General features: G+C 68.2%; 30 protein-coding genes, 1 tRNA gene and 5 pseudogenes. 24 read left to right on the forward strand and 12 right to left on the reverse strand.

Going from position 1 to position 25,687, the window contains the following annotated elements; genetic code table 11:
• The first annotated feature begins 4 nt into the window (after positions 1 to 4).
• Positions 5 to 117: transfer RNA gene (locus OG972_RS48570), tRNA-Lys, on the forward strand.
• Between the two features lie 327 nt (positions 118 to 444).
• A complete protein-coding gene (locus OG972_RS48575; protein WP_326793439.1) occupies positions 445 to 1,101 on the forward strand; it encodes a transposase in 657 nt (218 codons plus the stop codon).
• Here the strand turns inward: OG972_RS48575 and OG972_RS48580 are convergent.
• The gene (locus OG972_RS48580; protein WP_266993540.1) at positions 1,011 to 2,144 is read right to left on the reverse strand and encodes an IS30 family transposase; all 1,134 of its coding nucleotides are present in this window, start codon (positions 2,142 to 2,144) and stop codon (positions 1,011 to 1,013) included. The two genes, OG972_RS48575 and OG972_RS48580, sit on opposite strands and share 91 nt — an antisense overlap.
• Before the next feature lie 73 nt (positions 2,145 to 2,217).
• Here OG972_RS48580 and OG972_RS48585 point away from each other — a divergent pair.
• Positions 2,218 to 2,961, forward strand: a pseudogene (locus OG972_RS48585) (IS256 family transposase); the annotation flags it as partial.
• A gap of 37 nt (positions 2,962 to 2,998) precedes the next feature.
• Here OG972_RS48585 and OG972_RS48590 read toward each other — a convergent pair.
• Positions 2,999 to 3,100, reverse strand: a pseudogene (locus OG972_RS48590) (nuclear transport factor 2 family protein); the annotation flags it as partial.
• Between the two features lie 86 nt (positions 3,101 to 3,186).
• Between OG972_RS48590 and OG972_RS48595 the strand changes: the two are divergent.
• Positions 3,187 to 3,756, forward strand: a complete 570-nt coding sequence (locus tag OG972_RS48595; RefSeq protein ID WP_266993542.1) for a PadR family transcriptional regulator — start codon at positions 3,187 to 3,189, stop codon at positions 3,754 to 3,756.
• Positions 3,743 to 4,087 (forward strand): annotated as a pseudogene (locus OG972_RS48600) (SGNH/GDSL hydrolase family protein); the annotation flags it as partial. The gene OG972_RS48595 and the pseudogene OG972_RS48600, both read left to right, overlap by 14 nt.
• On the opposite strand, the gene OG972_RS48605 reads toward OG972_RS48600, so the two are convergent.
• The 3 genes and pseudogenes from OG972_RS48605 to OG972_RS48615 all read right to left on the reverse strand — a co-directional run.
• On the reverse strand, positions 4,065 to 4,319 hold the full coding sequence (locus OG972_RS48605; RefSeq protein WP_266993544.1) for a hypothetical protein: 255 nt from the start codon (positions 4,317 to 4,319) through the stop codon (positions 4,065 to 4,067). The pseudogene OG972_RS48600 and the gene OG972_RS48605 overlap by 23 nt on opposite strands.
• Entirely contained in the window at positions 4,316 to 5,359 is a 1,044-nt protein-coding gene (locus OG972_RS48610; RefSeq protein ID WP_266993546.1) for a site-specific integrase, read from the reverse strand. The genes OG972_RS48605 and OG972_RS48610 overlap by 4 nt, the downstream gene beginning before the upstream one ends.
• Positions 5,360 to 5,490: 131 nt before the next feature.
• A pseudogene (locus OG972_RS48615) lies at positions 5,491 to 5,949 on the reverse strand (SGNH/GDSL hydrolase family protein); the annotation flags it as partial.
• 478 nt (positions 5,950 to 6,427) lie between these two features.
• Between OG972_RS48615 and OG972_RS48620 the strand changes: the two are divergent.
• A pseudogene (locus OG972_RS48620) lies at positions 6,428 to 6,766 on the forward strand (IS110 family transposase); the annotation flags it as partial.
• Positions 6,767 to 6,962: 196 nt separating this feature from the next.
• Here the strand turns inward: OG972_RS48620 and OG972_RS48625 are convergent.
• Together OG972_RS48625 and OG972_RS48630 are read right to left on the reverse strand one after the other, a co-directional pair.
• Complete coding sequence (locus OG972_RS48625) at positions 6,963 to 7,316, reverse strand: transcriptional regulator (RefSeq protein ID WP_266993548.1); 354 nt, start codon at positions 7,314 to 7,316, stop codon at positions 6,963 to 6,965.
• The gene (locus OG972_RS48630) at positions 7,306 to 7,728 is read right to left on the reverse strand and encodes a hypothetical protein (RefSeq protein ID WP_266993550.1); all 423 of its coding nucleotides are present in this window, start codon (positions 7,726 to 7,728) and stop codon (positions 7,306 to 7,308) included. Before OG972_RS48630 ends, OG972_RS48625 begins: the two co-directional genes overlap by 11 nt.
• Positions 7,729 to 8,171: 443 nt before the next feature.
• On the opposite strand from OG972_RS48630, the gene OG972_RS48635 reads away from it, so the two are divergent.
• The 4 genes from OG972_RS48635 (at position 8,172) to OG972_RS48650 (ending at position 10,374) form a co-directional block, all read left to right on the forward strand.
• Positions 8,172 to 8,579: a hypothetical protein gene (locus OG972_RS48635; RefSeq protein WP_266993552.1), complete on the forward strand. Its 408-nt coding sequence runs from the start codon at positions 8,172 to 8,174 to the stop codon at positions 8,577 to 8,579.
• Between the two features lie 253 nt (positions 8,580 to 8,832).
• Positions 8,833 to 9,279, forward strand: coding sequence for a hypothetical protein (locus OG972_RS48640; RefSeq protein WP_266993554.1), 447 nt, complete (start codon positions 8,833 to 8,835; stop codon positions 9,277 to 9,279).
• A 276-nt stretch (positions 9,280 to 9,555) separates the two neighbouring features.
• Positions 9,556 to 10,188, forward strand: coding sequence for a hypothetical protein (locus OG972_RS48645; protein ID WP_266993556.1), 633 nt, complete (start codon positions 9,556 to 9,558; stop codon positions 10,186 to 10,188).
• 18 nt (positions 10,189 to 10,206) lie between these two features.
• A complete protein-coding gene (locus OG972_RS48650) occupies positions 10,207 to 10,374 on the forward strand; it encodes a hypothetical protein (RefSeq protein WP_266993558.1) in 168 nt (55 codons plus the stop codon).
• A 232-nt stretch (positions 10,375 to 10,606) separates the two neighbouring features.
• On the opposite strand, the gene OG972_RS48655 is transcribed toward OG972_RS48650, so the two are convergent.
• Both OG972_RS48655 and OG972_RS48660 read right to left on the reverse strand, forming a co-directional pair.
• Entirely contained in the window at positions 10,607 to 10,984 is a 378-nt protein-coding gene (locus OG972_RS48655) for a fic family toxin-antitoxin system, toxin component (RefSeq protein WP_266993560.1), read from the reverse strand.
• Positions 10,984 to 11,205 (reverse strand): hypothetical protein, encoded by a 222-nt coding sequence (locus OG972_RS48660; RefSeq protein ID WP_266993562.1) that lies wholly within the window; start codon positions 11,203 to 11,205, stop codon positions 10,984 to 10,986. The genes OG972_RS48655 and OG972_RS48660 overlap by 1 nt, the downstream gene beginning before the upstream one ends.
• A gap of 193 nt (positions 11,206 to 11,398) precedes the next feature.
• Here OG972_RS48660 and OG972_RS48665 point away from each other — a divergent pair, with 193 nt between their 5' ends.
• The 5 genes from OG972_RS48665 (at position 11,399) to OG972_RS48685 (ending at position 14,285) form a co-directional block, all read left to right on the forward strand.
• A complete protein-coding gene (locus OG972_RS48665; protein ID WP_266993564.1) occupies positions 11,399 to 11,866 on the forward strand; it encodes a hypothetical protein in 468 nt (155 codons plus the stop codon).
• Positions 11,863 to 12,219 carry a hypothetical protein gene (locus OG972_RS48670; RefSeq protein ID WP_266993566.1) on the forward strand — a complete coding sequence of 119 codons (357 nt, stop codon included), beginning with the start codon at positions 11,863 to 11,865 and terminating at the stop codon, positions 12,217 to 12,219. The genes OG972_RS48665 and OG972_RS48670 overlap by 4 nt, the downstream gene beginning before the upstream one ends.
• Positions 12,220 to 12,331: 112 nt before the next feature.
• Complete coding sequence (locus tag OG972_RS48675; protein WP_266993568.1) at positions 12,332 to 12,766, forward strand: hypothetical protein; 435 nt, start codon at positions 12,332 to 12,334, stop codon at positions 12,764 to 12,766.
• A gap of 207 nt (positions 12,767 to 12,973) precedes the next feature.
• Positions 12,974 to 14,092 (forward strand): hypothetical protein, encoded by a 1,119-nt coding sequence (locus tag OG972_RS48680; RefSeq protein WP_266993570.1) that lies wholly within the window; start codon positions 12,974 to 12,976, stop codon positions 14,090 to 14,092.
• Complete coding sequence (locus tag OG972_RS48685) at positions 14,067 to 14,285, forward strand: hypothetical protein (RefSeq protein ID WP_266993572.1); 219 nt, start codon at positions 14,067 to 14,069, stop codon at positions 14,283 to 14,285. The genes OG972_RS48680 and OG972_RS48685 overlap by 26 nt, the downstream gene beginning before the upstream one ends.
• Before the next feature lie 33 nt (positions 14,286 to 14,318).
• Here the strand turns inward: OG972_RS48685 and OG972_RS48690 are convergent, their stop codons facing one another.
• Entirely contained in the window at positions 14,319 to 14,885 is a 567-nt protein-coding gene (locus tag OG972_RS48690) for an SMI1/KNR4 family protein (protein WP_266993574.1), read from the reverse strand.
• A gap of 410 nt (positions 14,886 to 15,295) precedes the next feature.
• Here OG972_RS48690 and OG972_RS48695 point away from each other — a divergent pair, with 410 nt between their 5' ends.
• The 3 genes from OG972_RS48695 (at position 15,296) to OG972_RS48705 (ending at position 18,251) form a co-directional block, all read left to right on the forward strand.
• On the forward strand, positions 15,296 to 15,964 hold the full coding sequence (locus tag OG972_RS48695; RefSeq protein ID WP_266993576.1) for a hypothetical protein: 669 nt from the start codon (positions 15,296 to 15,298) through the stop codon (positions 15,962 to 15,964).
• Positions 15,965 to 16,209: 245 nt separating this feature from the next.
• Positions 16,210 to 16,608 (forward strand): hypothetical protein, encoded by a 399-nt coding sequence (locus tag OG972_RS48700; protein WP_266993578.1) that lies wholly within the window; start codon positions 16,210 to 16,212, stop codon positions 16,606 to 16,608.
• Positions 16,605 to 18,251 (forward strand): hypothetical protein, encoded by a 1,647-nt coding sequence (locus OG972_RS48705; RefSeq protein ID WP_266993580.1) that lies wholly within the window; start codon positions 16,605 to 16,607, stop codon positions 18,249 to 18,251. The genes OG972_RS48700 and OG972_RS48705 overlap by 4 nt, the downstream gene beginning before the upstream one ends.
• A gap of 200 nt (positions 18,252 to 18,451) precedes the next feature.
• Here the strand turns inward: OG972_RS48705 and OG972_RS48710 are convergent, their stop codons facing one another.
• Complete coding sequence (locus OG972_RS48710) at positions 18,452 to 19,420, reverse strand: hypothetical protein (RefSeq protein ID WP_266993582.1); 969 nt, start codon at positions 19,418 to 19,420, stop codon at positions 18,452 to 18,454.
• Between the two features lie 589 nt (positions 19,421 to 20,009).
• Between OG972_RS48710 and OG972_RS48715 the strand changes: the two genes are divergently transcribed.
• The 6 genes from OG972_RS48715 to OG972_RS48740 all read left to right on the forward strand — a co-directional run bounded on the left by OG972_RS48715 (position 20,010) and on the right by OG972_RS48740 (position 23,501).
• Positions 20,010 to 21,284 (forward strand): helix-turn-helix domain-containing protein, encoded by a 1,275-nt coding sequence (locus tag OG972_RS48715; RefSeq protein ID WP_266993584.1) that lies wholly within the window; start codon positions 20,010 to 20,012, stop codon positions 21,282 to 21,284.
• A gap of 95 nt (positions 21,285 to 21,379) precedes the next feature.
• Positions 21,380 to 21,568: a hypothetical protein gene (locus OG972_RS48720; protein ID WP_266993586.1), complete on the forward strand. Its 189-nt coding sequence runs from the start codon at positions 21,380 to 21,382 to the stop codon at positions 21,566 to 21,568.
• Between the two features lie 52 nt (positions 21,569 to 21,620).
• The gene (locus OG972_RS48725; protein ID WP_266993588.1) at positions 21,621 to 22,058 is read left to right on the forward strand and encodes a hypothetical protein; all 438 of its coding nucleotides are present in this window, start codon (positions 21,621 to 21,623) and stop codon (positions 22,056 to 22,058) included.
• 90 nt (positions 22,059 to 22,148) lie between these two features.
• Positions 22,149 to 22,874, forward strand: coding sequence for a hypothetical protein (locus tag OG972_RS48730; RefSeq protein WP_266993590.1), 726 nt, complete (start codon positions 22,149 to 22,151; stop codon positions 22,872 to 22,874).
• A 13-nt stretch (positions 22,875 to 22,887) separates the two neighbouring features.
• Entirely contained in the window at positions 22,888 to 23,127 is a 240-nt protein-coding gene (locus OG972_RS48735) for a hypothetical protein (RefSeq protein ID WP_266993592.1), read from the forward strand.
• Positions 23,127 to 23,501 (forward strand): toxin Doc, encoded by a 375-nt coding sequence (locus tag OG972_RS48740; protein WP_266993594.1) that lies wholly within the window; start codon positions 23,127 to 23,129, stop codon positions 23,499 to 23,501. Before OG972_RS48735 ends, OG972_RS48740 begins: the two co-directional genes overlap by 1 nt.
• Positions 23,502 to 23,686: 185 nt before the next feature.
• Here the strand turns inward: OG972_RS48740 and OG972_RS48745 are convergent, their stop codons facing one another.
• Positions 23,687 to 25,414, reverse strand: coding sequence for a hypothetical protein (locus OG972_RS48745; protein ID WP_266993596.1), 1,728 nt, complete (start codon positions 25,412 to 25,414; stop codon positions 23,687 to 23,689).
• Between the last annotated feature and the right edge of the window lie 273 nt (positions 25,415 to 25,687).

The following is a 25,687-nucleotide window of genomic DNA, read 5'->3' on the forward strand; positions in this document are numbered from 1 at the left end:
CTCGGCGCCGACCTGGACGACCCCGACACCGCCTTCGCCCTTCAACTCGCCTGCCGAGTCCGCCTGCAGGACTGACTCTTAATCAGCGGGTCCGGGGTTCGAGTCCCTGGCGGCGCACATTGCTCAAATTGCAAGCTCCGCCGGCGTCACGAGTGTCCTGCAGCTGATGGTGCGTGCCCTGGCCAAGCAGAACGCCGACGGCAATGCCCCCGGGCGCGCGGCCGCCTTCGCCCGCCAGTACCGCGCCGGCGGCACCAAGGAGGGCCGGAACGTCGCTGACGTCCTGGACCGCCTGCTGGACGAGTCCTGCGGCGTCACCGTCATCGCGGAGCTAGAGCGCCTACTACGCTCTGCGTCACACTGTCCTGAACGGGCGAGTCCTGCACTCACACGACCGGGTCTGTACGGTAACCGGTGTAACTCCCGAGCTGGAAGCGACAGTTGATGACTGACGTGATGAGTGACATCAAGGCCGGGGAGGCCGCCGTGGGTGCGCTGGATGCTGTGGATGACGGTCTGGTTGCCGAACTGGTGGCCCGGGCCCAGGCCGGCGGAGTGAAGCTGACCGGCGAGGGCGGCCTTCTGGCGGAGCTGACGCGCAAGGTGCTGGAGTCCGCGCTGGAGGGTGAGCTGACCGACCACCTCGGACACGAGCCCGGTGAACGGGTCGAGGGCGGCCGGGAGAATTACCGCAACGGCCACCGGTCCAAGACCGTGACCACCGAGGTCGGCCCGGTGGAGATCACGGTGCCGCGGGACCGGGCGGGCACGTTCGAACCGCAGCTGGTCAAGAAGCGCCAGCGGCGCCTGGGCGGCGTGGACGAGATGGTCCTGTCCCTGTCCGCGAAGGGCCTTACCCACGGCGAGATCTCCGCCCACCTGGCCGAGGTTTACGGCACGGAGGTCTCCAAGACCACCGTCTCCACGATCACCGACAGCGTGATGGCCGGCATGGCCGAATGGCAGAACCGTCCCCTGGACAGCGGGCGGTTTCTAGCGGTGATTGCGAATCACGGAAATCGTGATGCTATGCCCCCGTCTTGCATGACCTCGGACGGAGTACGGTCTCCCAGGACCATTCGGGGGCGGTCGTTGAGCTGACGGGCCACGGCCGTCAGGTTGCGCAGGGAGTGGACCGTAAGGTCGGTGCCCTTGGGGAAGTACTGCCGCAGCAGCCCGTTGATGTTCTCGTTGGTGCCGCGCTGCCAGGGAGAATGAGGATCGCAGAAATAGATCCGGAAGCCGGACAGGGCCTCTATCTCTTCATGGAGGACGAGCTCGCGCCCCTGGTCCCAGGTCAGGGTCCGCCGCAACGCTGGCGGCAGATCGGCGGTCTGCGAGACCAGGGCGTCGCGCATCGGCTGGGCCTTCCAGCCGTGCGGCAGGTGGATCAGGCGAACGAAGCGGGTCGTGCGGTCGACGAGGGTGCCTATAGCGGACCGCTGAGCGCGTCCGATGATGAGGTCTCCCTCCCAATCGCCGGGCGTTTCACGATCGTTGACCGTGGCGGGTCGGTCATGGACGAGCGTCATGTTCTTGATCTTGTTGGGTGAGACGACGCCACGGCGTTGCCGCTTGCGGCGGGTGCGTCCGGTGCGCAGTCGGCCCTCACCCTTGCCCAGAAGGCCAGCGAACAGGCCACGGTAGATCGTCTCCGGACAGGCCCGCATGCGAGGGTTGTCCGGGTGCTCGCGTGCGAGGTGTCGAGCAATCTGCTGCGGGGACCACTTCTCGTCGAGCTTCTCGCGCACTGCCGCGCGCAGGGGTCCGTGGTCGCGGAGTTTCTCTTCTTTGGGGCGTTGGCGACGCAGGAGCGCCTGGTTGTGTGCCCACCAGGGTTCGTACTCCCCGTTCTCCTTCCGGCCGCGTCCGATCTCCCGGTAGACCGTCGAAACGCTCTTGCCGATCTCGGCGGCGATGACGACCGGGCTCCGCCCGGCGCGCAGGCCGTCGGCGATGGCGATCCGGTCGTCCTGGGTCAGGAAGCGTGGCGAGATGGGAGGGTCAGGAATGATCATGCTTCCAGCATCGATGAACCAGTTGGACCCGCAGCTCACCGATACGCCCACTTGGCGGGCGGCCGCTGCCCCCTTCAGGCCCTTGCGCCGCAGCTCGAAGTACCGCCGTCTGGCCGACGACGGCATGCGATTGGCTCCTCCACGAGGCATGCGAACCATCTCCCCTCGGACGTTCGCAACCACCGATGGAATTCAAGGCGTTTATCGGGTCGTCTTCATAGACTGCGTGAACGTGAAGGTCAGGGATGGGCAGGTCGCCAACCGGCCCGTCTACATGGCCTTGGCCGTGACGGCGGAGGGGCATCGGGACATCCTGGGCCTGTGGGTCGGCGACGGCGGCGAGGGCGCCAAGTACTGGCTGCAGGTCCTCACCGAGATCAAGAACCGGGGCGCCCGTGATGTGCTGATGCTGGTCTGCGACGGCCTGACCGGTCTTCCGGACGCGGTCAACACGGTCTGGCCTGCGACGATCGTGCAAACGTGCGTGGTTCACCTCCTGCGGAACAGCTTCCGTTACGCGGCCAGGCAGGACTGGGAGAAGATCGCGAAGGCGCTCAAGCCCGTCTACACCGCGCCGACCGAGGACGCCGCCCTGGAACGCTTCATGGAGTTCAGTGAGGCCTGGGGAAGGAAATACCCGGCGATCGTGCGGCTGTGGGAAAGCGCCTGGGCGGAGTTCGTCCCCTTCCTCCAGTTCGATATTGAGATCCGGAAAATCGTGTGCACCACCAACGCGATCGAGTCCGTCAACGCCCGTATCCGCAAGGTGAGGGCCCGCGGACACTTCCCCACTGAACAGGCCGCGCTCAAGTGCGTCTACCTCGCGGTGATGAGCCTGGACCCCAAGGGCACCGGAAGCAAGCGCTGGACCATGCGCTGGAAAGCCGCACTCCAAGCCTTCGACATCACCTTCGACGGCCGGCTCACCGCCGGACGCCGGTAGAAACAATCAACCGAGTCCCACCGTTCGCTGTACAGACCCTCACGGGGCTGTAAAGGCGGATGTCCTCGGTGAACAGGTCGTCCAGTGCGGCGAGTTCGCCCTTCTCCACGGCAGCGCGGAAGCGTTCAGCAGTCTCCATGACCCCTCCCGATACTCAAGGATATGACTAGTCATTTTCTTGAGTATAATGCAGTGGCGGGCGAGGAAAGGGAAGGGGCTGCTTCGATGGCCTTGCGGCATGCGGTGCTGGCGGCGCTGCTGGACGGCGAGTACAGCGGATATCAGCTGGCGAAGGCGTTCGACGTCGGCGTCGCGAACTTCTGGCACGCCCTGCCGCAGCAGCTGTACGCCGAGCTGACCAAGCTGGAGAAGGAAGGGCTGGTCGCGGGTCGGCAGGTGGTCCAGGAGACCCGGCCCAACAAACGTCTGTTCCGGGTCACCGACGCCGGTCGCGCCGAGCTGGAGAAGTTCGCCGCAGCCGTACCGAAGCCCTCGTTCATCCGCGACGAACTGCTCGTCAAGGTCCAGGTCGCCGACCGCATCGGCACGGCGCCGGTGATCGAACAGCTCGAAGAGCGAGCGTCCGCGGCCGAGGCCAAGATTGAGCTTCTCGGCGAGCTGCTGCGGCGGATGCGCGGCGATGCGGACGAGGAGGAGTTCCTCCGCCGGGGCGAGCGGATCGGGCCGTACCTGACCTGCCTGCGCGGCCTGGCCTTTGAGCAGGAGCACCGGGACTGGTGCCTGCGGATCGCAGCCGTCCTCAAGGAAAGGCAGTCGACTCATGCCGAACGGTGAATACCTGCGCTACGTCGCCCTGGGCGACAGCCAGACCGAAGGGCTCGGCGACGGGGACGACGCCGTCGGCCTACGGGGCTTTGCCGACCGGCTCGCCGAGCACCTCGCGGCCGTTAGCCCGGGGCTTCGGTACGCCAACCTTGCCGTACGAGGCCGTGTCGCCGGCCAGGTCCGCACTGAACAACTGGGGCCCGCCCTGGCCCTGCGGCCCGACCTGGCCACCGTTGTCACCGGGGTCAACGACCTGCTCCGGCCCCGGTTCGACGCCGCAGAGGTGGCCGGGCACCTGGAAGAGATGTTCGCCGCGCTCACGGCAGCCGGGGCCCACGTGGCCAGTCGAGCACCTTGAGCAGAGTCAGCTTCCGGTTGCAGCGCGTCTTGGAGTCCTCGGCGAGGAACGGTGGCCTGAGCATTCGGGCGACCACCGCGGCCCGGGTCTGCCGGGTCGCCGACCAGCTCTTCGGGTTGGCGCGGGGCGGGAACCTTTGCCACAATGCGACGGCTTCCGCGCTGAGCTGCCAGGGCCGTGCGGCCACCGCGGCGGTGATTGCGCTGGTGGTCACGGCTGCCGACTGCCGAACAAGACATCCAGGCTCTCCGGACGGTAGTGCAGCGATGGTGCCGGAGGCTCCGGTTGCTTCTCGGCTTGGCGGCGGTGGTGGGCCAGGACACCCTCGATGACGTCCTCGGCTGTTGGTGTGACATACCGTTGTGTCGTGGACAAACGGGCATGTCCGAGGACCCACTGGACATCCGTGATCGGCATGAGCGGGTCGCGGACCAGCCGATAGGCCGCCGTGTGGCGAAGATCGTGCAGCGACCAGTTGGATCCGAGCGCGGAGTTCGCTCGGACGAACATTGCCCGTGCGGCATGGTAGTTGAGCGTCCGGAACGGCCGCCGCAGTGTCCACCACAGCGGGTCGTCCGGGCCGTTGGGCACCGACCCGTGCACCTGCTGCTGGTAGAGCCGCAGCCAGACGAAGGCGTCCGGCGATGCCGGCAGCTGCTGCAGGGCGCGCGAGCCCTTTCGGACGACCGTAACCAGCTGTCGCCTCGGATCCGTACCGGAGCACAGCACGCCGAGCAGTTCTGCGGCCCTGGCCCCGGTGGAGATCCAGAAGGCGACCAGAGCCCGGTCGCGGTCCGAGGACAGCCGGGCGAACAGCTCGTTGAAGACCGCGTCGGGGATCTGTCGCGGGATCCGCTGGGGCTGCCGTGGCCGGAACAGCCCCGCCCGCTGAGGGCGCCACGGCTCCATCGGGTTATGGTGCGCGTTCGCCCGAGGCGCCCTGGCCAGCGGGAACGGGTTCACCAGCGGGCCAGTCCCGGCCTCCAAGTGATGGGCATAGAAGCTGCGGAGCACGGTCTCGCTGTGCGCGACCGTGGAGGGGGCGTACGTCGGTCCGACTGGCCGCTTGCCGGTGACCGGATTCGCGCCGCGGGCAGTCGGCAGCTTCACCGGCGCCGACACGCTTGACCCCGAAACCCGACGCTGGCGGGCAGGCTTGGCCGTGATCTGGATCCACCGGGAGAAGTCGCGAGCCTCGATCCGGGACGCCTCGTTCCATGGCACCTCGGCCGCCCACAGAAACCTTCTCTGCACCGTGTCAAGCGGGACCAGCTGTCCGCGTACTCGCGGAAATGCCCAGCCGGGTACGCGTGAATGTGCCCACTCCGGCGTACTGCACAGCGCCGGGCCGTTCGAGAGGAGACCGCCCGGGGCCGATGCTGTCCCTACGAAGATTCCCGTTGACCGGTGTCCGCCGCGGAGTCGGGCGTGGCACTCAGGGGCAGGAGCTGGGGGCGTTTCGCGGTGCGGCCGTCGCCGGAGGACTGACCGCGCAAACGGCGTCCGAGCCAGGGGCCGAGGAATGCGGCCGCCCAGCGCAGTTCGGCTCCTGCGGCTTGCCAGCCCGTGGGGACCCTCTGTGGCGGCAGGGGGAGCGTCCAGGCGTCGTTGCTTCCGGGCAGGTGGATGGCGTGGGCGACGGCTGCGGCGATCCGCTCGTGGCCGAGGGGGCTGGCGTGGAGTCGGTCCGCGCTCCACAGCCGTGGATCGGTGGCGACGGCCTGTCGGCCGGTTTCGGCGACCGCGACCCCGTGACGGGCGGCCGCAGCGCGGATGCGGGTATTGAGGTCGAACACGCGGGACCTGATCGGCCGGGCAAGGGGCACGATCTTCCCTACGTCGGGGGATGCAGCCCGGCGGCACCTGGCAAGAGCGGTGGGAGGCCAGCGGCGCCGGCGTCGACGGTCACATGGACTGGCGGCTCCGGCTCATCAGCGACCTGAAGAGCGTCGACAACCTCGGGCCCCGGGGAGAGCGGATCTTCTGCATTCTCGGCATGGGCCTGGTCCAGCTGATCGGAGGCGACGTCCTGCGACCGGACCTGGGCTGGCTGATGGCAACCAGCTCGCCACTGCGGATCGCGAACGAGATGGAGCGGGTCCGCGACGGCGAGGCCATCGCCCGCCTCCGAGCCCTGCGGTCGGCGAGCACGGTCGGCGACTCCACCGTGTGGCTTTATCGAGCAGTAGTGACGTCACTTGTCGATGGGTTTGGGAGGCGCCCAGAACCACGGTCGGGTGATGTTGATGAGTTCGGGAGGCGCTGGGGTTCTTGCCAGGGCAGCATCGGGATGCTCCTGGTGAAAGGTCCTGGTCATGCCGCAGATAGGCGGTCGAAGAGGCGTTCCCTCAGCACCAGGACGCTGAGATCATCCTCAGCTTCCCTGGCCTCGGCACCCAGCTCGGCGCCCGGGTGTTCGCCGAGATCGGGGACGACCAGCAACGGTTCGCCGACGCCCGCGGCCTGAAGGCATACGCTGGCGCGTCGCCCATCACCCGCGCCTCCGGCAAGAAGTCGAGCATCACCCGCCGCTGGGTCAAGAACGACCGCCTCAACCACGCCGGCTACCTCTGGGCGTTCTCCGCCATCACCGCCTCACCCGGTGCCAAGGCCCACTACCGGCGACGGCGCGACGACCACGCGGACTGGCACGCCGCCGCCCTGATGGCGCTCCTCGAAAATGGCCGGGCATACTCGTTGCCCCACTTGGTCCGTCGTTCAACAGACCGCGCGCCGGCGGCGACGCCTGCCGGGCAGCAGGACATCAGCCTCCGTGCGGAGGGCAGTAACGAGTCTTCACGTGCCGCGTGGCCGAACGAGTCGAACGGCTCTTGGCGACGAGCGTGAATCGGCTGGGTCAGCTGGCGTGGCGGCTCGCGTCGGCCTCATGCTCGGCGGCGGAGCGGGCCGCCGTTGCGACTGCCTGGAGCGCGTCGAGGTGGGCAGCGAGCGCGTCGCCGCCCTCAGGAGTCAGGGCAAGCCAGGTTCGGGCCCTGCGGCCGATACGCCCCTTGCGGACGTCAATGTAGCCAGCTTCTTCGAGCGTCCTGGCGATCTTGCTCAGTGCCGAGTCGGACAGTTCGCATCGGTCGCGTACGAGCGCGAAGTCCGCCTCGATACAGCCGGAGAGGAATGCCAACACAGCCAGCCGGCTCGGATGGTGCATGAGTTCGTTGAAGCCCGGCTCGGCCAGGCCCCGATCAGTGGGCATGGGCTCCCCCAGCGCCGGGAGGCAGTGACCGGTTGCGCCGCGCGAAGAGGCCCCAGGCCGCTGCGGAGCCAACGACGGCGGGGACCACGATGCACGTGGCGTGACCGCTGCCGCCGAGCCGGCACACTGCACAGGCGGCAAAGCTCAGCGCGAAGAGCCCCACCGCCTCACCCATGAGCCGTATGTTGCGGAGGCGTTTGGAGAGCGCGTCCTTCACCCCTGTGACCTGGACGCTCATCCGGCGGAGCAACCATGCGATGCACCAGGTGAGCATCGCTCCCGGCAGCGCAGCCAGCGGTACCTCTTGCGTGGCGGCAAACGCCGCCACGTCCAGGCCGATGAGCAGACCCGCCACCATCGGGAACCAACCCGGAGCCCGCCGCCCCCGCACCCCCGCCCGAACCGACTCCACGTGAGCCAGCGTGTCCGCCGCCTGCGCCGGGGACACCGCCGCGCCCTGTGAACCGCCGCCATGAGCACCAAGAGACACGAGACCGAACGACCTTCCCGGCAGCAGAACGATGAGGGTTGCCATCATGACACACACTTTCCTAGCCAGAAAGTCATCCTCAGCTCACGGGGAACAGCTGCCCGCACGTGACGTCGATGGGGAGATCCACCGAGCAACTGTGGGGTTATCCCTGAGCAAGGGGTGTCCGTTTTCAACGAGCGCCATCAGCCCAGCGCAACCTCTTCAACCGCGTGATCGGCCAGCTCTACCACTGCCTCCAACAGGGGCATCACTACGACGAAGCTGCCGCCTTCCCGGCAGAGACTGAGGCCGCGCTTCAAGCCGCATAGGACGTGCCCCGAGGACGTCACAAAGGGCGTCCCCCGCGCGTTAGGCTCCCGCGCATGAACAGCGAGAACCCTCACGCCGACCGGTTCCTCGGCGAGTTCCAGGAGCTCGAGCACGGCCGGCCTGACGGCCCTTCGCTCCGTGCTGCCGTGCGTGACCACGCAGGCCCGGACGAGCCCCGCCTCGTGGAGTATCTGCGCTCGGGAGCAGTCCTCGCCGCCACCGGATCTCGCGTTCACGACATCCTGAGTCCCGGCCGCGAGCTGATCGACGGGCTGCATCTGCTGACCGACGGGCAGTGGTTCTGGTACTCAGACCTCGCCCACTACGTCGAGCAGTACCACGTCGCCTTGGACCAGCAGTTCGTTCAGCATGCGCAAGACCAGAACTGGGCTGCACCCCCGCTGACCACTGCTGAACTCATCAAGATCGAAGAGACCCTGTTCGATGACGAGAGCGCCTGACCCAACGCTTTAAGCCGCCTGACTTGACGCGATAGAGCCCTGAGGTGTCTACCGCCTCGCCAGCACCCGCGCACGAACGGAAGGGGCAGCCAAGGCCAGCTGACTTCCCGTGAGTGTGGGGGCCGTGTCACCGTTGATCTCCGGCAGACTTCCGCCCTCACGCTCTGCCGGTCGTGGCTCTTCTGGATCTCGTCTGTCCGTGCCAGCCTGAGGCGTCTGGGGGACTTGGTGGGTGGCACCGATGGGGGGCAGGGTGGGGGACGTCGCAGTGCAGGTGAATAGCGACTTCGACGGCCGATTGAAGTGGCGCTCTCGCCATCTGATCCACAGAGCCCGCCGCCGAGGCCGGACCGGGCTGCTGTTGCAGGTGGACCTGCGTGACCCGCCCCGCAGCATGTCACTCAAGTGGTGCCTGGTGTCGGTCACCGAAAGTGGGCGCCAGCTCTGCAGCGTCGATCGGACCAGCATCAGAAAGGTCCGTTTCATCCCCTTGCCCCCAGGACCGCACCCGCTGCACCTTGAGGTCACGCGGCATCGCAAACGTCGCTCCACACAGGTCCAGCAGAACGTTGTGCTCGGTCAGGGAGACATTCTCCTGGTGACGTGCGACCCGGTGCAGCCGAACGTCTTCTACCGGCGCAGTCCCGTGGTGGACACCTGGAGTGCGCAGATCCTTCAAGCGGATCCGAACGCCTGCTGAGTTGATGCTCGCCAGGGGCCGGCCCGAGTTTCGTTTCTGCCGCCACGTGTTTCGACGGCCAGCTGCCCTTACGGGCCGCTGGCCGTCGGGCGTCCGCAGTCGCTCCGGGGCCGTCATTTCTCCTCGACAATCACGGGCCTGTTGATCACCAACTGACTCCGAAACTGGTCGACAAACGCTGTCCTCAGCAATTGACGAAGCCACGCAGCCCATATCAAGGCTTGCACCCGCCACGGATTCGACAGCGAGCATCTCGACCTGGTGGAGCTGAACTGTGTGGAGGCGTTGGCGTTCCATTTCAAGGACGACTCGGATGATCCGAGGTTCCTCCTTGCGGCCCTCCTGCATGGCCAGGATCCGCGGAACACAGTGACGATGGATCTGTCGGACCTTCTGGCGGCTGAGTACTGCAACAGTTCTGAAGACCTGTCTGCGCAGGCCATCCGGGAGTTGAGCTCACTCACGGCGAATACGGGCCCCATCATCGTGATCACCGAAGGCAAGTTTGACGCACAGATAATACCTCGGGCGCTCAGACTCGTCCGTCCTGAAATCGCCGGATACTTCAAATTCTGGGACATCGAAACGATGAAGGCCGCTGGTGGCGTCGATCGGGTCGTCAAAAATATGAGAAGTTTCGCGGCGGCCGGCGTCATGAACCGGGTGATCGGGATCTTGGACGATGACACGGCAGGTCGGCAAGCTGAAAAGGTGCTTGCCAGTACTCCTCTGCCTGACCATTACGCGGTCTGCAGGCTGCCCGACCTCGACTATGCACATGCCTATCCGACCCAAGGCCCCTCAGGTGCTTCCGTCGACGACGTGGCTGGTCGTGCATGCTCCGTGGAGTTCTACTTCGGGCAGAACTGCCTGCTCGGAACCGACGGGAAGCTGGTTCCGGTCCGATAGAGGAGCCACATCGATGCGATGAACGATCGCCAAGGGGAGCTCGCCAACAAGCCCCACGTCCAGAGGAGCATCAAGGAGATGCTCCGAGCCGCCGAAGCGGGCGAGGTCCCCCTTGGGAGTGACTGGGACCCGATGCGACGCCTTGCTGAGAGGCTCGTGAACATGGCAGAGCCTGACCCCGAGTGACCGTCCGAGGTGGTGAGCGGGCACGGCTGGCTGCGACCGTGGACGCAATTGCGGCCGCAGCCTCGCCATGTCTGACGAGCCCGAGCGCTGGCAGCAGAACCGGTCGGCGACACCGACCACGATCAGCGAGCCGGTAGAAGCTCCTGCAGGGTGCCTCGCCCCGGGGTCCGGCAGCCTGCCCAGGTCTGGGCCAGTGACCCGCCCCGGGGCAACGGGCGGACCGGGGACGAGGTCAGCTGATCCATTTCTTTACGGCGGCAGCCGCGTCGCGGATGGTGAAGCGGCCGCCGGTGACGGCAGCGACGAGATCGGCCGCGTCGTCGGTAGTGACCTTGACCTGCTGACCGCTGGCCTGCAGGTAGGCGGAGGCGGTCATGGCAGCGAAGAGCTCGTTGCTGTGCTCGAGGGCAGGGACGCGGGCGAGCGTGTGGAGCAGGGCGGCAGCCCGGTGATGCGGTTCGGGATACACCAGCGTGCCCATGACCGCGTAACGGTGCCGGGCGACAGCGGCGGCCAGCGCGCCGTAGTCGATGACGTCCGGATCCCCGGGAATGTAGGTCTGGGCGACCTCCAGGAGCCACCCTTCGTCGATGAGGACGACGGGAGCCATCAGGCGGCGGCCTGCCCCTGGCTGCCACCAAACCGCGCCGCGAAGCCCGCGGCGTGCTCGTCACGGAACCCCTTCGCGGCCTCGTTGAACCGGGAGCGGGCGATGTCAGCGGTCAGCAGCTGCGCCGCGTACTGCTCCGGCTCGGCGTGACCGTCGGCCGCGAGGCGCTCAAGCTGCTCGTAGGTCTCGTCGTCGACGTTGATGCGGATTTCCCTGGCCATGCCCCCACGGTAGCGGGGGGCCCGGGCCTGCGGGAGGCCAGATACCCGAATCGGTGGCCTGGCGGCAGCGTGCCGCCCGCCATCCGGGGCGAGTGCCTCGATCCCGGTGCCCCCGTACGGCCGGGTCTTCGATCACGTGTCCGGGGCGGTTCTGGAAGTGCCCTTTTCGGACTTGTCAACTAAACTTCAACTTATGAGCGTGGAGGCGAACCTTTCGGACCTGCTGAACAAGCCCAAGGTGACGCTGGCCGCCCTGAGGGGTGCCCGGCGGATAAGGCTCCGGCGCCGTGACGACGAGGACCTGGTGCTGACCACGGCCGCACGCGCCGAACAGGACAGCACGGTCCTGGGCGCGACCACCCGGATGTTCGTGGAGATGATGCGCACGCCCGAGGGCCGCACGCTCGTCCTGGACGTACTGCCGGCCACCTTCCCGTGGGTGCGATACCTGCCTGCCCACGACGTCCGGGACTTCTCCGTCGAGCTGGTCGGGGCCCTGGGCGCCGCCGCGGACCTGGACAGCACAGCCGCGGTCGCCCAGCTCATCACCGAGTGGCGGCACACCGCCGAGGTGCACGCCGACCCTGAGCTGTATGCCGCGCTCACCACCGACTCTGGCAAGGACTACGGGCCTGTGCCCGAACCTGAGGCCGCCGCGTGAGCCCAAGGCGCGGGGACCGCGCCGTCCCGCCGCCGGGGCCGGGGGAGTGGGACGTCCGGTTCGCCAACGGGGAGGCCGCCAAGGGGTGGGAGCAGATGGCCATGCAGGCCGCGGGCAATACACGCGCCGCCTGGCTCGTGATGCGGACCGATCCGGATCCGGCCACCCGCACCGAGCACCACCACCGACTCAAAGGGGAGCTGGGCCACGGCGCCCACCGCGGCCGGACGATAGAGCGCTGGCAGATCGAGGTGACCGCCGGCGGCCGAATCTGGTACCTGCTGGACGCCGAGCGCCGCACGGTCTGGATCGATCAGGCGTCCACTGGCCACCCCAAAGCCACCGACCGCTAAGCCACGGGCGCCCGCGCAGTACGCGCGTAGCGCGTCCAGGCGGTCGCGTTCGCGGGCCCGTTGCCGACCGCGCGGCAACCACGTAGGCCCTGCGCGGCCCTACGATGCGCAGGTGCCTTCGTACGCAAAAGACCCGCGCTGTATCGCCATGGCCGACGCCCTGGCCCCGCTCCTGGCCCGCACGTGCCCTGAGAACGCCGGCGGGTACGGCGGTTCGAACCAGGTCAATCTGGACGATGAGGAGGCCGTCGGACTGGGTGGGGTGGAGCTGATCCGGGCTGCGATGCGCAAAGCGGCCCGGCAGCTCGGCTGGAAGGTCACCACGATCGGATGGATCGGCACCCGCTACGGCACCATGGTTGCCGTTCAGGACACACGTGACGTGCCCGCGGAGCACAAGGCGGCGGTCGACGCTGCGATGAACCGCCGGGTGCGCGCCGTGCTGCACAAGGTGTGGGGCGAGCCAGGCCCGGTGCCCGTACAGCGCGGCTCGGTCGCTCTGATGACGCAGGAATTCCGCGCCGCCGTCGCCAAGACCAGCGCCTGACAGCTGCCAGGAGCCGCACCGCGAGGCGAGAGCCGCCGGTGTGGGATGTAACCGGCCACCAGGTTGGAGACAGCAGGCTGACGACAGCACCCGCAGTTCGTGGACGGACCGGCCAGGGCCATCGGGCCCGGATCCGGCGGTAGCCAGATCCAGCGAACCGCCGTTGAGTACGCACAGGTTGTCAGTGGTGCTCGCTACGGTGCCACCATGGCCAGCAGAAAGAAGCACCGGTCCCGTCCCGCCCGCCGTCTGGTGGCCTTCATCGACGCCGACTTCGCCAAGGGCGGCCGCGTGACCCGCCATCAGCACACGAAGGGCCCGGAGAGCTGGCTGGTGGAGCGCATCGGCATCGTCTGGGCACGTGCCGATGACCGCTCACTGACCTGGATCAGGGACGAACTCATCGACGGCCCGTATGCCGCGCCGCAGACCCTGACGGCTCTGGAACAGGCCGACCTGGTCGTGGGCCACGGGCTGCTGCAGGGCGATCTGCGCGCAGTGGCCATGATCACGCCCCTGCCCGACGCGCTTGTCGACCGGTGTGTGGACACCCTGGTTGAGTTACACGAAGCACGCGGCGGACAGTGGACCACCGGCCTTGGGCTCAGCGAACTGTCCTGGCACACCCTGCGGGTACGACGGGCCAAACACGGCAACGGCCCCTTCGACATCCGCGGACGGGGCGATCACGATCCGCGCGACGACGCACGCCTGCACGCCCGCCTGTGGCAACACCTGCGCACCCGGGCCACCTTCACTGCCCCTGCCCGCCGCTTCACCCCCACCCCGGTGACCACGTCTCTGGACGAGACCGCCTGCACGCGGATAGCCGGCCGCGAAACTCTCGGTGCCGCCGAGTGGCATCGCCGCCGCCTCGGCCCCGGCACCATCCACGCCCACGGCGGAGGCGACTGGGCAGCCGCCGGCCTCGCCCAGGCGTCCGCAGCCAACCTGAACGACGACCTCACCCCCCTGCGAGCCTGCGCGACCGAACTGCTCGGCGCACACGAACCACTCCCGGGCCCAGCCGTGCTGCTCGGCGCCTTCCAGCTTCTGCGGCCCGGTGCGAACCTCAAGGCACGCAAGGCACTGAGCGGCAACCATTTCGCCCGGTCCGCAGAGCGACTGACGGCCTACACCGATGCGCTGTGGAAGGTGCTGCACCCGGACGCCCGCTGGCGGTGGGCCGCGGCCCAGCCCGTGTTCGACCCCGTGGCCCGGGCCATGGACTTCACCGCTCAGCAGGCGGCTCAGGAAGAACGGCGCCAGGCCTACCGTGCGGTGGCAGCCGCTGCCGCGCGTGTCCACCAGGCTTACCGCGGCTGAGCCGCAGGCAGTCGTTGGCCACTCGGCCGAGGGGGAAGTCGTACGGCTCGTGGGCGGTGGCCAGCCGGGCGTTCAGCGGCCCGCTGGCCGTCGGTGCGGCGCGCTACTGGAGGCGATCGCCACCCGGATCCCGGCCACGAACTTCCATGGCACCGTCACCATCGCCGCGATCCGGCTCTGGCTCCGCCCGTGAATCACCGACTGGCAGACCATCAGGTCGCCCGCGTTAGGAGCGGGGCGACCGGATCCTTTGCTTCTCACGCCAGTTGACGAAGGACGCCTCTTCCGGCAGGACTACGCTGATCGTCTGCTCCTGGAACGAGGCATCGCCGAGAACCCTGTGGAGGAACTCCACCATCCCAAAGGGGTGCAACTGAAAAGTCGGGTTGGTGTGCCTCCCGCACACCAGGACAGGCCACCGGTCTGGATTGTCGTCCGTGGTCACCCAGCAGTAGATATCGGCGCCCGACGTCACGCCCCATGCCACGATGGATGAGGGGTCCAGATCGAAGTCGGCAAAATCGCGTTCCATCTCCCACGTGTAGCGCGCGTTTTCCGTCTCGTCCTCCAGGCCTGACCCACCCGGGTACCCATCGACACCCAGCGTGGGCAGCAAGACGACGACGCTTTCGCTGAACGTTCCCGCGCCGTAGGTCTGCATGAAGAGGGCATAGTCGGAGGGGAAGCGGGAGGGCCAGGCCGCCTCCACCTCGCTCCAGTCGATCTCCTCGTCCCGGCCATGCGTAGTCGGCACGAGGCGAGAGAGTGCCGTTACCGACTCGATCGCGTCCATTGCCCACTCCTGATGTCCTAAGTGCCCCAGCGCACTGCATGCAACGTCCGGATGGCCACCCTATGAGGTCACCGCTCCGAGCCCTCAGGCAGCCCTGAGCCTCGGCCGGATTGATCCGCCGGACACCCCCTAACCCCCGCCCTGCGACCAGGACTTCAAGACGAGCGGTACCGACGTGGCGGCACCGCCGGCCGACAGCGGCGACACGGACGAGGCCATCCGTACGAAGGGGCGGAGCACCAGGGGAAGCAAGCCGGAGCCCGCCCGCTGGGACGCCAGACGAACTCGTTGCCCGCCTGCTGGGAGGGCTCAAGGTGCGGCGGACAGTTCAAGCGTCAGAGACCTGAGGCAGCCCTAGGCTCGGCATTCTGCCCGATGGGCGGGCACACCGTGGAGAGCGAGCCGATCCTATGACTACCCAGCCAGCTACTGTGGCCGACCCGGCCGGCCTGACGCTTGACTTCCAGCACACCACGCCGCTTCTCGGCCTTTCCGCGACGGAGATCTGGCAGGTGCAGATACGTGCCGACGGCGCACCCGTAGGCAGCCTGCGAGCTGTTCTCACCCCCTACCGGGGCGGCGGCAGCCCGCAGCCCGGGACGGATTCGGAGTACAGCCACTGCACCAGGGGCGAACTGATCTACGAGGACGTGGAGGAGTGGTTCCCGGACGTGAAGCAGCTGGACAGCCTGCGGTCCCGACTGTCCGCCCAGGGAGGCTTCTGCGCTCAGGTGGCTGAGCAACTGCTGAGCGAGGGCGCCGTAGGCCTGCGGGAATTCGGCTCGCTCAATGTGCTCGTCTTCGATCACCTCTCGCTGTCCGCTCCCTGGGACGACCCGACGGTTGCCGCCGGCGTGGTCGCCCTCGTCGTCGACCAGGTGGCCGTCGCCGACCTCCTGGTCGTCTTTCCTGCAGGCGCGGCTGCCGAAGAGGCGGGCGCCGACCTTCTGGCAGCGGCAGGGTCGCTGCTGTGGGCGGAGCAGTTCTCCGACGACACGCAGTGCCTCGACACCAAGTTCGATCACGGCGAGGGCGTCGCGGAGGTGCGGGAACTGCTGCTCTCGCGGGTTCGGCGCTGACCCCCGGCAGCAGCCCTACGCGTTGTGGGCCAGCGCATCCTGCAGGGCCTTCCAGGTGATCTGCTCGGTGCTGCCGACGGCGTCTGCGGCCGCGGTGCGCAGGGCGGGGCCGAGGGGAACAACAGCTCGGTGCCGGACGCCGAAGTGCCTCCTGAACTGCTATAGAACGCTGCTCTTCGACACAGAGCCCGTGATGACACGCTGGGGCACGTAACTATCCACCTTAGGCAGGGAACATGGCTGATATGGGTGATGCTCTCGATGTTCTGGCCGACCAGTTGCGCAATGAGTACGGGCAGGAGGCCGCAGCGGCCGCCTGGGACATCCTCAACCTCGGCGAGCGGCTCGCGGATGCCGCGGTGTGGCAGTACGGTGTTGACTCCGTCCAGGCCATGGCAGCAGCGCAGTCCTGCCGGGAAGCTCGCCGGTACCTCCTGTCCCCGGCATCTGGCCGACCTGTTCAAGCACCGCAACCATCCCGCGCGGCCACGGGCAGCTGCGCCCGCCTGCTCGACCACGTGGCCCGGGTTCTGCAGTCTCCCTCGGGCGTCGGCATCCAGCCGGACGCCACGGCGCGGCAGTCAGCAGCCGCGCACGCCACCACAGCTCATCAGGCGCTCTCTGCGATGTGGCGGACGCCATGAGCGTCGAGCTGGGTCAGCTCTTCGACGCGGCCGTAGAGCACATTCGCAGAGCCCGGCCCCTCGCATCGGACGACGGGTACACAGGGGCACTACTGGCGTCCACCCTCGACATTCTCATACAACTCGACATCTACTCCAGAGAGCTGAACTGGGATGGGGCTGGGGAAGAGGGCGAGCCGCCCGCTGCCATGGAAGAAGCCACCGTTCACCTGCGCTCTCACCTGATCGAGGCAACCAATTACCTGCACATCGCCAGCCGGCTCAAGCCCCCCGCCACAGCCGGGGCGACCACCCCCCTGCACGACGCCCTGGCAGCACTGGCAGCAAGCCGCGATCTGCTGCACACCCACCGCGGACCCGACCGGCAACTCCTCACCCCGTACGCACTGCTGCTCACACAGGCCGGCAGCCAGAAATATCTGGCTCTCCGGATAACTGACGTGACCTGGGAACTCGGACGCCTCGCCACCGACATGGCCGAGCGCAGCGATCCGGCCCAAGTCGAGGCACTGCAGTCCGCCCGCCGCGAGCTCGACCAAGCCACCGTGCTGGGCCGCGCAGCTACACGCGACACGTACCACGAGACAGGATCCCTCCCCGCCGCACCCGACACCCGCCCCATCCCCTTCGTTCCGGCCGAACCACCCGCCAAGACCCTCACCCACCTCGAAAACGCCAGCGAGCAACTCCTACGCATAGCGTTCGCAGCAGCCCGCACCCCCACCGGCGAACCACGTCTGACCGGCTTCGACCTCCCCCAACTCGCCCGCTCCCTGGCCCTGACCCGCCTGCTGTCAGCCCAACTCCTCCAGCACATCAGCGCCAACAGCCCCGATACGCAACTCGCCCTGCACGCCGAACTCCAGACCTCCGCCCGCCGCTGGAACACTGTCGCCGAAGCATGGCACCACCTCGTCGATCTCAACGACCCCAGCGCCCGCCCCCTGCTGCCCCGATACGACTACCTCACACGCCAACGCAGCCAAGCAGTCCCCCCGCCCCAACCACTCACCCCGCACCCCGCCTGCGAAATCGCCGCCACCCAAGCGCTGCGCACCGGACGCCTGCTGTACGGGCCGGACTGGCAACCGCATGCAGGAAGCCGCACACACCCCCCTCGGCCCCGCGCCTCCCTCCTCGCTGACACCGAAGGAGCCGGCCCCGTACTCCACACTCTCTACCGGATGTCCATGGCTGGCCGTCATCTAGCCGCCGCCATCCCCGCCCTCATCGAAAAAGCCGCACACAGCCTGGTCACCGACAGCATCGAGCACCGCCCACCGAAACTCCCGACCACCATGCGTTTCTACCCTGCCCATCACCGTCAGATCGAGCAGATCAACGAGGAGTACCGCGCGGCCGGCGTCGCAGAGGGCACCCTCTGCACGAAGTTGCTCCACCAAGCCCAGGCAGCCGGTCGGCCCATCGCACGCGCCCGCCTCGACGCCGCGATCACCGAGATCTATCCACCGGACAGGCCGGCTCTCTCCGCGCAGCAGGAGAAGATCCTTGAGCGCATCATCGCCGACATCGAGCGCCGCACCGAGCATTTCACCTCCGCAGTACAACGGGCTGTCCACCAACCTCAGAATCCACCCCACCCGCACAACCACACGCCAGCCGCCCGCCACCCCGGCCGGTGAGCCACTGGAGCCCTGGGTGCGTTCTCATTCTTGTTGCAGCGGAGAGAGAGCTCTCTGAACTGCTGTGCCACAGATGACCGAGACGCACCCTGGTCGAGTCCCGTCGGTACGGCGGGGGAAAGGGAGGGCCCAGGGTGTGTCAGCCGTACGCGACCAGGGCCGCAGCCTTGCGAGCAGTGTTGCCCGGAGGCTGGCGTCTGTCAGAACTTGGCGAACTCGATGTCTCGGCAGTCGCTGCACATCTGTGCCTCGGAGAGGGCGAAGTCGGCGGCCCGCTGGCAGTATCCGCAGACCCCCTCAAGCGGGTGACCGCCGCACAGGCACACCAGGACTCGGCCGTCGGGCTCGTCTGCCGTCTGGGCGGGCACGACGCATGCGTCCGCCGTCGAGCACTCCGCGCACTCGTACGCGGGCGGTTCACCGCCCTGGGTGACCGCCTCGTAGAAGCTCCCCACCCCGTACGCGTCCACCGCGCCCTCGATGTCGTCGTACGCCTTGCCGCAGAGCAGGCAGACGACAGGCCGGTGCTCGCCACCGGTGACGACCGCCGCGAAGTGGCCGCAGGACAGACAGCGCAGGGTGTGACTCCTGGCAGGCTCCAGCTTCTCCCCCAGCGGGCCAAGACGGTGGTGGACCAGGCCGCGGATGCGGCCGATCAGCGGCCGGATGGTCTCCATCAGCTCGTGGGCTTCCGCAGCCGAGTCGCTGGTGTCGTGGGGCAGCAGTTCCTCGTCGATGAAGGTCAGGAGCAGGTCGAGGACGGGTATGGCCCGGGCTTCCACCGCGATGGCGGTGTCCGTCGCACCGAAGTGGGTGAGGCGGTTGCGGAGACCGACCAGGGCCTTGAGGCCGACGTCTTCCGGATCGATCGGGTTTGCGATCTTCACGTCGTCGCGCAGGCGTTCCAAGGCGTCCTTTGTCCCGACACTCTTGAAGATGCCCTGCTGGTGCAGCCGCTCATCGAACTGCGCCGTCTTCACCCAGACAAGGGCCGGATCGTGCAGCTCCAGACGTGCTTTGAACAGGGTCTCCGCCGCGAACTGAAGATGCAGCACCGCGTACTTCAGCTCCCGGCCCTCCGGCTCGTCGACGAGCGAGCTGACAGAGCTGTGCAGGTAGTCCAGGCCGTTGAGGATGACCGGAAAGTGCATGTCACTGCGACTGCTCATGGCTGATTGCTTCCTTTGGCGGGTGGCGGTCTTGCCGGGAGGGGACCGGCCGGGGCGTTACGCCGCCCCGGAACGCCCGGACGAGCGGCTGACCAGCTTCCTCTGGTGGTCGTGATGATACGAAGCCTCCCCGCAAACGCCCGAAGCGCTGTACGGGAAGTCAGGGGGCAGTTCCCCCGCTTGCCCGTGGCACCGCGTGGGCCTCGGCGGTGGAATTGGCCGCCACGATCGGCGTCCGTCTCGCATCCTGCTCGCCTTCTGGACGAGACTCGCCCTCGTCGGCGCCCTGCTGCCCCCGGTTCCGGCACCGACGAACCCAGTCGAAAGTACGGGCAATGTTCGATAAATGTACGGGGAAATTGCTTTCGCCGCGGATTCGGGTGGGGCTCAGGTACGCGCGGGCGTCATCGGCGTCTGCGCGAGGGGCTACAGCAGGTCTTCTTTGCCCACACGTAGCCGAAGTGCCGCGCCATGTGCACCAGTGCCCGGCGCAGCACCGCCTGTTGCTCCTTGGCCGGGCTGCTCGGGCTCGGCGTGAGACCTCAGTGTCCGGCCGGCAATGTCGGTGCCGCCCCCTAGGCTGCCGGGCATGGCCCGTTCCTGGACTCGACTGCACGAGCACCTCGGTGCTGCTCCCGGCCCGCTCTCCTTCGACATGGTCCGGCAGGCCGCTGCCGACAACCTTGCGGAGTCGGACGATCTGGACTGGAAGGAGAAGTTGCCGCAGCCGCCCCGGGACGGCCGGTGGAACGAACTGGCCAAGGACGTCGCCGCGATGGCCAACACCCGTGGCGGACTGCTTATCTTCGGCGTGCGGGACAAGACCACCGAGCTGGTGGGAATCGATCCCGGCGAGGTCAACGTCCAGCAGTACGCCCAGTGGATCCGCAATCACGTGCAGCCCTACCTGCCTGACCTCACCTTCAGCACGCTGACCGCGCCCGACGGCACTGCCAGCGTCCTCGTCGTCGACGTGCCGGCCAGCGCCATGGCCCCGCACCACGTGTACGGGACCTCACAGAAGGACAAGGAGCAGCAGGCCGCCGTCGTCCCCTACCGGGACAAGGACCACACCGCCTGGATGGCCGAGCACCAGATCGAACGCGCCTACCGCGACCGATTCACCCACGCCCAGCGAGCCGAGGAAGAAGTCCAGCGCCTCCTCGGCCACGTCCAGGAGACGGTCTTCGCCCAGCAGAAGGAGCCGGCGGCCTGGTTCTTTGCCGTCGCCCGCCCGGACCGCCCGCTGCCGCGCACAGCACCCCGCCTCGCCCGCGAGGACGCCACCAACGCCCTGCACGCCGCCCGGGCCCGCACCCAGACCAGGAACCGTCCAGTCGTCGGCCCCCTGGCAGGCCTGGAGATCGTCTCGAGTAATCCGCGCCCCGGGCTGCGCCGTTGGGTGCTGAACACGCTCACCTTGGGCGCCGGGCGGGAGATCTACGCAGAGCTGCACCACGACGGCAGTGTCGTGCTGGCGGTCAACCTGTCCTGGAAGGCCATTCGGGAAGGACTCCTGGGAGAGGCGCCTGAAGAAGGCCTTCTCCTGCACCAGGACTTCGTGGGGGAATGCTGTCGGGATCTTGCTGCCATCGCCGTCGAGCTGGCGCGCCGGCTCCGGGTGGACAGCGCTCTGCATCTGACCGCTGCCATCGCTGCCGCCGCACCGGCAGCTTCGCTGGCAGCGGTCGTCTCCGAGTACGGGGGTTTCATGAGCATTCCCGATTACGCGCGCCGCCCGCACCGCATTCAGCCGGTGGCCGCCACGCTGACCCCCGTCGGCAAGGACGAGGCGCTGGGAGAGGCCGCACAGGAGCTCTTCACCGACCTGATGACTCAGTTCGGCCTCGACCCCCAGCTGTAGACCGCCCTTAACCAACGTCCGTCGGGCCACCAGCCGACGCGGCAGCGCACCGCTGCCGCGGACTCCCGTTCGCTGTCAGAAAGCAGACCTCGCACGTGTTCCAGGAGACCCCGATCTACACCCGCCTTGTCGCTGAGCAAGGCGATGTCCCCGCCCAGGTCCGCGGCGAGGCTCAGCGGGTACTACGCGACCTGGAGCGGGTCATGCCGCCCGGGCGCCGCCCCGTCCCGGCTGTGCAGTCGCAGACCGGCCCTTCCTTCCGGCCAGACGACTTGAGTTCATGAGCGCGGAGACGGGCATTCCTACCGCGCACGGACGGTCCAGGGGGAGGGCAGCATGTCGGAGTTCCAGCACTACCAGTTCGGGGTCGATGCTCCGTTGACCGACGGGCAGCTCGCGGAGATCCGTGCGTTGACCACGCGCGCTCGCCTCACCGGTCACAGCTTCGTGAACACCTACGGCTGGGGTGGCTTCAAGGGCGACCCGCAGGTTCTGGTGCAGACCCACTACGACGCCTATCTCTACTTCGTGAACTGGGGCACCCGGCAGGTGATCATGAGCTGGTCCACAGTCGCCCTGCCCCTCGATGTCACCGAGACCTACTGCGTCGGAGATTCGGCGTTCAGCCGGGAGGGCGGGGGATACGTCCTGATCACTCTGTCGTCCGACCCCGAGGACGAGGTCGAGGACTTCCACGATCTCTTCGACTCTGACGAGGAAGGCGCGGACAGGGGCGAGCAGTGGCTTCTCTCCATCGCCCGATCCCGCCATTAAGTCGCCGGGGGCGACCTACGGCTCCTCTATCTCGCGTGGCTGCTGTGCCTGCAAAACGGCGAACTCGACGACGACGACCTCGAGCCCGCGGTGCCGCCCGGCCTGGCCGCCCTGCCCCAGCCACTGACCGACCTGGCCACGTTCCTGCGCATCGACGCAGGCCTCATCGCGGCCGCGGCCCAACGCTCAGTCCAGCCCGAACCCCGCCCCTCCCTCTCCGCCCACAGCGCCTGGATCGCCACCCTCGACCCGGCCGAAAAGGACGCCGTCCTCGCTCAGCTGCTCCACGAATCCGATACCCAGGCCTTGTCCGTGCGGCGCCGCCGCTTTTGGGGCGCCCAACCAGCAACCGGCCCCGACCCGGCCCCCCGCACGGTCGCCGAACTCCGTGCCGCAGTCCCCGCCCAGACGGCGATGCGGATCGCCCGCGAGGAACGGCAGGAGACCGAGGAGAAGGAACGCGCGGCTCAGGAGGCACGCCAGGCCCAGGACCTGCGCCTGGCCAACCTGCAGCAAGATCCCGAGGCAGGCTGGAGGCGCGTAGGAGAGCTGCTCGCCGTGCGGGGGACCCGCCACTACCGAGAGGTCGTTCGCCTCCTGGGCGGTCTGGCAGTCCTGGCCGACAGGGACGGCACCACGAGCGCGTTCACCGCGCGGTACACCAGGTTCATCACCGCTCATCGGACGAAGAAGCGCGACCTCAGAGCCGGGGGCCCCGGCCTGCGCCGCCCTCATCGCCGTCACCTCTGCGAAGGGCTGAGACCACCGGCCTCCTGGGCCGCCGAAGCATCCCCTGGCCCATTAGGTACCTACTAGGTACCATGGGGTTATGCCGTCCTTGAACATCACTTTCACCGACGACGAATTCGAAGCGGTCCGCGCAGCCGCGACCGCCGAGGGCAAGTCCCTCAAGCAGTTCGTCCACGACCTCCCGCTGCGCGAACAGCAGCGCCTTCAGTTCGTCCGCTACGCCATCTCCTGGGGCGAGCAGCACCGGGGCGAGTTCGACGACGCCTTCCCCGACGAGATGCCGCCGGCTGATCGCCAGCAGGGAGCCGAAGCCGCCTGATGGTCCTCTACATCGACGTCCCCTGGCTCCTGGACGTCCAGGAGCAGGCCGTCCCCGAAGACGTCACTGTCGCCGACTACTCCGCTCTCGTCGCGGCCGTCGCCCGCCACAAGACCCGCATCCCGCGCCCCACCACCGCCGAACCCGACGCAGCCTGGCGCGCCACCGCTCTCCTGCACACCCTGGTCCGGCTCCAGCCACTGCCGTACCGCAACTCCCTGTACGCCTGCCAGGTTGCTGCGGCCTACATGCACGCCTCGGGCGAGGGCATCGACCCCCCATACGGCGCGCTGGTGGAACTGGTCCGCGACATCCAGGCTGGCAAGGCAAACGTCTACCAGGCAGGCGACCACGTCCGCTCCTGGCGCATCTGACGGCATCGGCTGCCTCACCCGCCGCGACGGCGTCCCGTGTCGCGGCGGCGTTTCACCCCGGCCGCCCCCCTTTACCGACATGGCCGGCCAGCCGGACAGGTCACCAGTTCGCTGTCACGTCCAAGGCGGGGCCCATGACGCTCGTGCATCAGTGCCCTCCAGGGGCAACTCCCGGTTCCGAGAGGTCAGGTTCCCGGCTCGTGGTCGCCGTACGGTTCGTGGGCGGGCGCCTCCCCGGTACGGCGCCGCTGCTCGTCGCCGGTGAGCGCGACGATTCGGTGGACCGGTACCGACATGGCCGGGTGGCCACCGGTGGGGGAGAACCCCAAGCGGCCGGTCTCCGGCTCGAAAGAGGTCACCGTGCCGTACAGGCGGTGCAGCACGGTGTCGGGCCGGGATCCGCACTCGACGTCCAGGCACAGTGTCCAGTCCTTCAGCCAGTGGATGGGCAGCGATGCCATCTCCTCAGCAGCGGTACCGCCCTGGCTGTCGTCGGGCACCCAGCTGTACTGGCCGACGACCAGGGCGTTGTACCGCTCGATCGAGTCGGGTTCGCCGGCCCAGGCCCGCACCGCACGCCGTGCGCTGCGCCGCGTCTCCCGGGCTTTGGTTACCAGGGGAGTGGGCTGCGCGCCCGCACCGTCCTGTCCGGTGTCCGTGGCCAGGTAGGGGTAGGCGCCGCGCTGGAGGGCCAGCACGTCCTGCTCGGCCGGACCGGCCCCCTGGGGAAGGACGGGACCGGGAACGATCCGTCCCACGTCGTCGCGGGTGTGCTCGGCGGCATGCTGGGCCGCGAACCGGGGGACGGATAGCACCACGGCATGCTCGGGCTCGGGTCCGTAACGGTGCCGGCGTGCACCGAACGGCATGACGGGACCGTGTTGCTCGTACTGGGCCAGGTAGGCCAGCTCCGTATCCCGCTCCCGGGTCAGCGGCCAGCCGGTCACCAGCAGCAACTGCTGCTGCCCCGCGTCCTCGCCAGTGGCGGACGCGTCCAGCGCCTCCTCCAGCTTGTCGCAGCACTCCGATACGTACTGCCGCCACAGGTGCTGGAATTCCGCATCCGCCCACTGTGCGGGCGAGGTGAAGCGCCCGCTGGGCACGGCCGCCGGTTCCGGCAGGGCCGTCACATCACGTACCCGTGCCTGCCCCCACGTCGTCTCCAGCGCCTTCATCGCCGCTGTACGCGCGTCTGCTGCATCGCCGCCCTGGTCGCGGGCGGTGCTCCATGCCCGCCGGATCGTCGCCCACGCATCGAACGGCTGGGCCCACCGGGACCGTTCCACCGCGGCCGCCAACTGCAGGCCCTGCCGGTGCACCTGTCCGTCGGCGGCCACCGCGTTGCACGCCGCACTGACCGAGGTGGCCTCGTGCGCTCCGGGAGCCGCCGCCCGCCACGCGGCCAGCGCCTCCTCCGACCGCTGCAACACCCCCGCCCACGCCTGCATCATCTGCCGCGCGGCAGCACCGAGCACAAGGTCTCCCGACCACGTCTGCAGCCGTTCCCGAACCCTGGGGTCACGGTGCCGGGCAGCCTCCCACAGCACCTGTGCGTATCCACTCCAGGACCTCGAACCCGGCCCTGCCTCCTCCAGCTTCCGCACCCGCGCGTCGGCCGTGACCACCTCGGCCGCCGCAAGCCACAACGCCTCCTCGCCCAGCGCCACATCCAGAGCACCGGCACAGTGGCGGCACACCTGGTCCAGCACGTCCAGCAGGACATGAGGGCTTCCCGTCAGATGCTTCGCGTAGCGGCAGTGCGCCCGCCACCCCGGCGCCCGCGAAAGCACGTGCCACTTGCCGCCGCCCGCACGTCCCAGCACCACAGTGATCTGCCGAAGCGGCCCGACGTCCACCCTGGCGCGCACCAGGTCCTTCTCCCGCAGTACCGGAAGTCCCCGATCACGTCGCACGCTTGCCCCTCCAACGCCTGCTAGCTTGCCCGGTCACTCTGGCACAGTCGGCTTCGCCGGTGGAGGGCGGCTCGGCAGGTATATCGAACAGACGTGGGCAGCGGCGAACCAGCGGGTCGCGTCCCGTCTGGGCCTGGGCTGAGGAGGGCGCAGATGGCTGCGTAGGCGAGAACGGGGAACGCTTGTAGCCGATTGTTGGGAACAGCGACGCGTGGCTCGGCGCACGAAATGTTGGTGAGTCCTGAGAGCACTCTTCCGGCGTGTCGGACAGGC

It is taken from the genome of Streptomyces sp. NBC_01669, assembly GCF_026339735.1.
Classification (GTDB): Bacteria; Actinomycetota; Actinomycetes; order Streptomycetales; family Streptomycetaceae; genus Streptomyces; species Streptomyces yanii.

Excerpts from the sequence above, each read along its gene's own strand:
- OG972_RS48575 (WP_326793439.1), top strand. The coding sequence starts at position 445 with ATGACTGACGTGATGAGTGACATCAAGGCCGGGGAGGCCGCCGTGGGT.
- OG972_RS48580 (WP_266993540.1), bottom strand. The coding sequence starts at position 2,144 with ATGCCGTCGTCGGCCAGACGGCGGTACTTCGAGCTGCGGCGCAAGGGC.
- OG972_RS48595 (WP_266993542.1), top strand. The coding sequence starts at position 3,187 with ATGGCCTTGCGGCATGCGGTGCTGGCGGCGCTGCTGGACGGCGAGTAC.
- OG972_RS48625 (WP_266993548.1), bottom strand. The coding sequence starts at position 7,316 with ATGCCCACTGATCGGGGCCTGGCCGAGCCGGGCTTCAACGAACTCATG.
- OG972_RS48635 (WP_266993552.1), top strand. The coding sequence starts at position 8,172 with ATGAACAGCGAGAACCCTCACGCCGACCGGTTCCTCGGCGAGTTCCAG.
- OG972_RS48650 (WP_266993558.1), top strand. The coding sequence starts at position 10,207 with ATGAACGATCGCCAAGGGGAGCTCGCCAACAAGCCCCACGTCCAGAGG.
- OG972_RS48655 (WP_266993560.1), bottom strand. The coding sequence starts at position 10,984 with ATGGCTCCCGTCGTCCTCATCGACGAAGGGTGGCTCCTGGAGGTCGCC.
- OG972_RS48660 (WP_266993562.1), bottom strand. The coding sequence starts at position 11,205 with ATGGCCAGGGAAATCCGCATCAACGTCGACGACGAGACCTACGAGCAG.
- OG972_RS48665 (WP_266993564.1), top strand. The coding sequence starts at position 11,399 with ATGAGCGTGGAGGCGAACCTTTCGGACCTGCTGAACAAGCCCAAGGTG.
- OG972_RS48680 (WP_266993570.1), top strand. The coding sequence starts at position 12,974 with ATGGCCAGCAGAAAGAAGCACCGGTCCCGTCCCGCCCGCCGTCTGGTG.
- OG972_RS48690 (WP_266993574.1), bottom strand. The coding sequence starts at position 14,885 with ATGGACGCGATCGAGTCGGTAACGGCACTCTCTCGCCTCGTGCCGACT.
- OG972_RS48695 (WP_266993576.1), top strand. The coding sequence starts at position 15,296 with ATGACTACCCAGCCAGCTACTGTGGCCGACCCGGCCGGCCTGACGCTT.
- OG972_RS48700 (WP_266993578.1), top strand. The coding sequence starts at position 16,210 with ATGGGTGATGCTCTCGATGTTCTGGCCGACCAGTTGCGCAATGAGTAC.
- OG972_RS48705 (WP_266993580.1), top strand. The coding sequence starts at position 16,605 with ATGAGCGTCGAGCTGGGTCAGCTCTTCGACGCGGCCGTAGAGCACATT.
- OG972_RS48710 (WP_266993582.1), bottom strand. The coding sequence starts at position 19,420 with ATGAGCAGTCGCAGTGACATGCACTTTCCGGTCATCCTCAACGGCCTG.
- OG972_RS48715 (WP_266993584.1), top strand. The coding sequence starts at position 20,010 with ATGGCCCGTTCCTGGACTCGACTGCACGAGCACCTCGGTGCTGCTCCC.
- OG972_RS48725 (WP_266993588.1), top strand. The coding sequence starts at position 21,621 with ATGTCGGAGTTCCAGCACTACCAGTTCGGGGTCGATGCTCCGTTGACC.
- OG972_RS48735 (WP_266993592.1), top strand. The coding sequence starts at position 22,888 with ATGCCGTCCTTGAACATCACTTTCACCGACGACGAATTCGAAGCGGTC.
- OG972_RS48740 (WP_266993594.1), top strand. The coding sequence starts at position 23,127 with ATGGTCCTCTACATCGACGTCCCCTGGCTCCTGGACGTCCAGGAGCAG.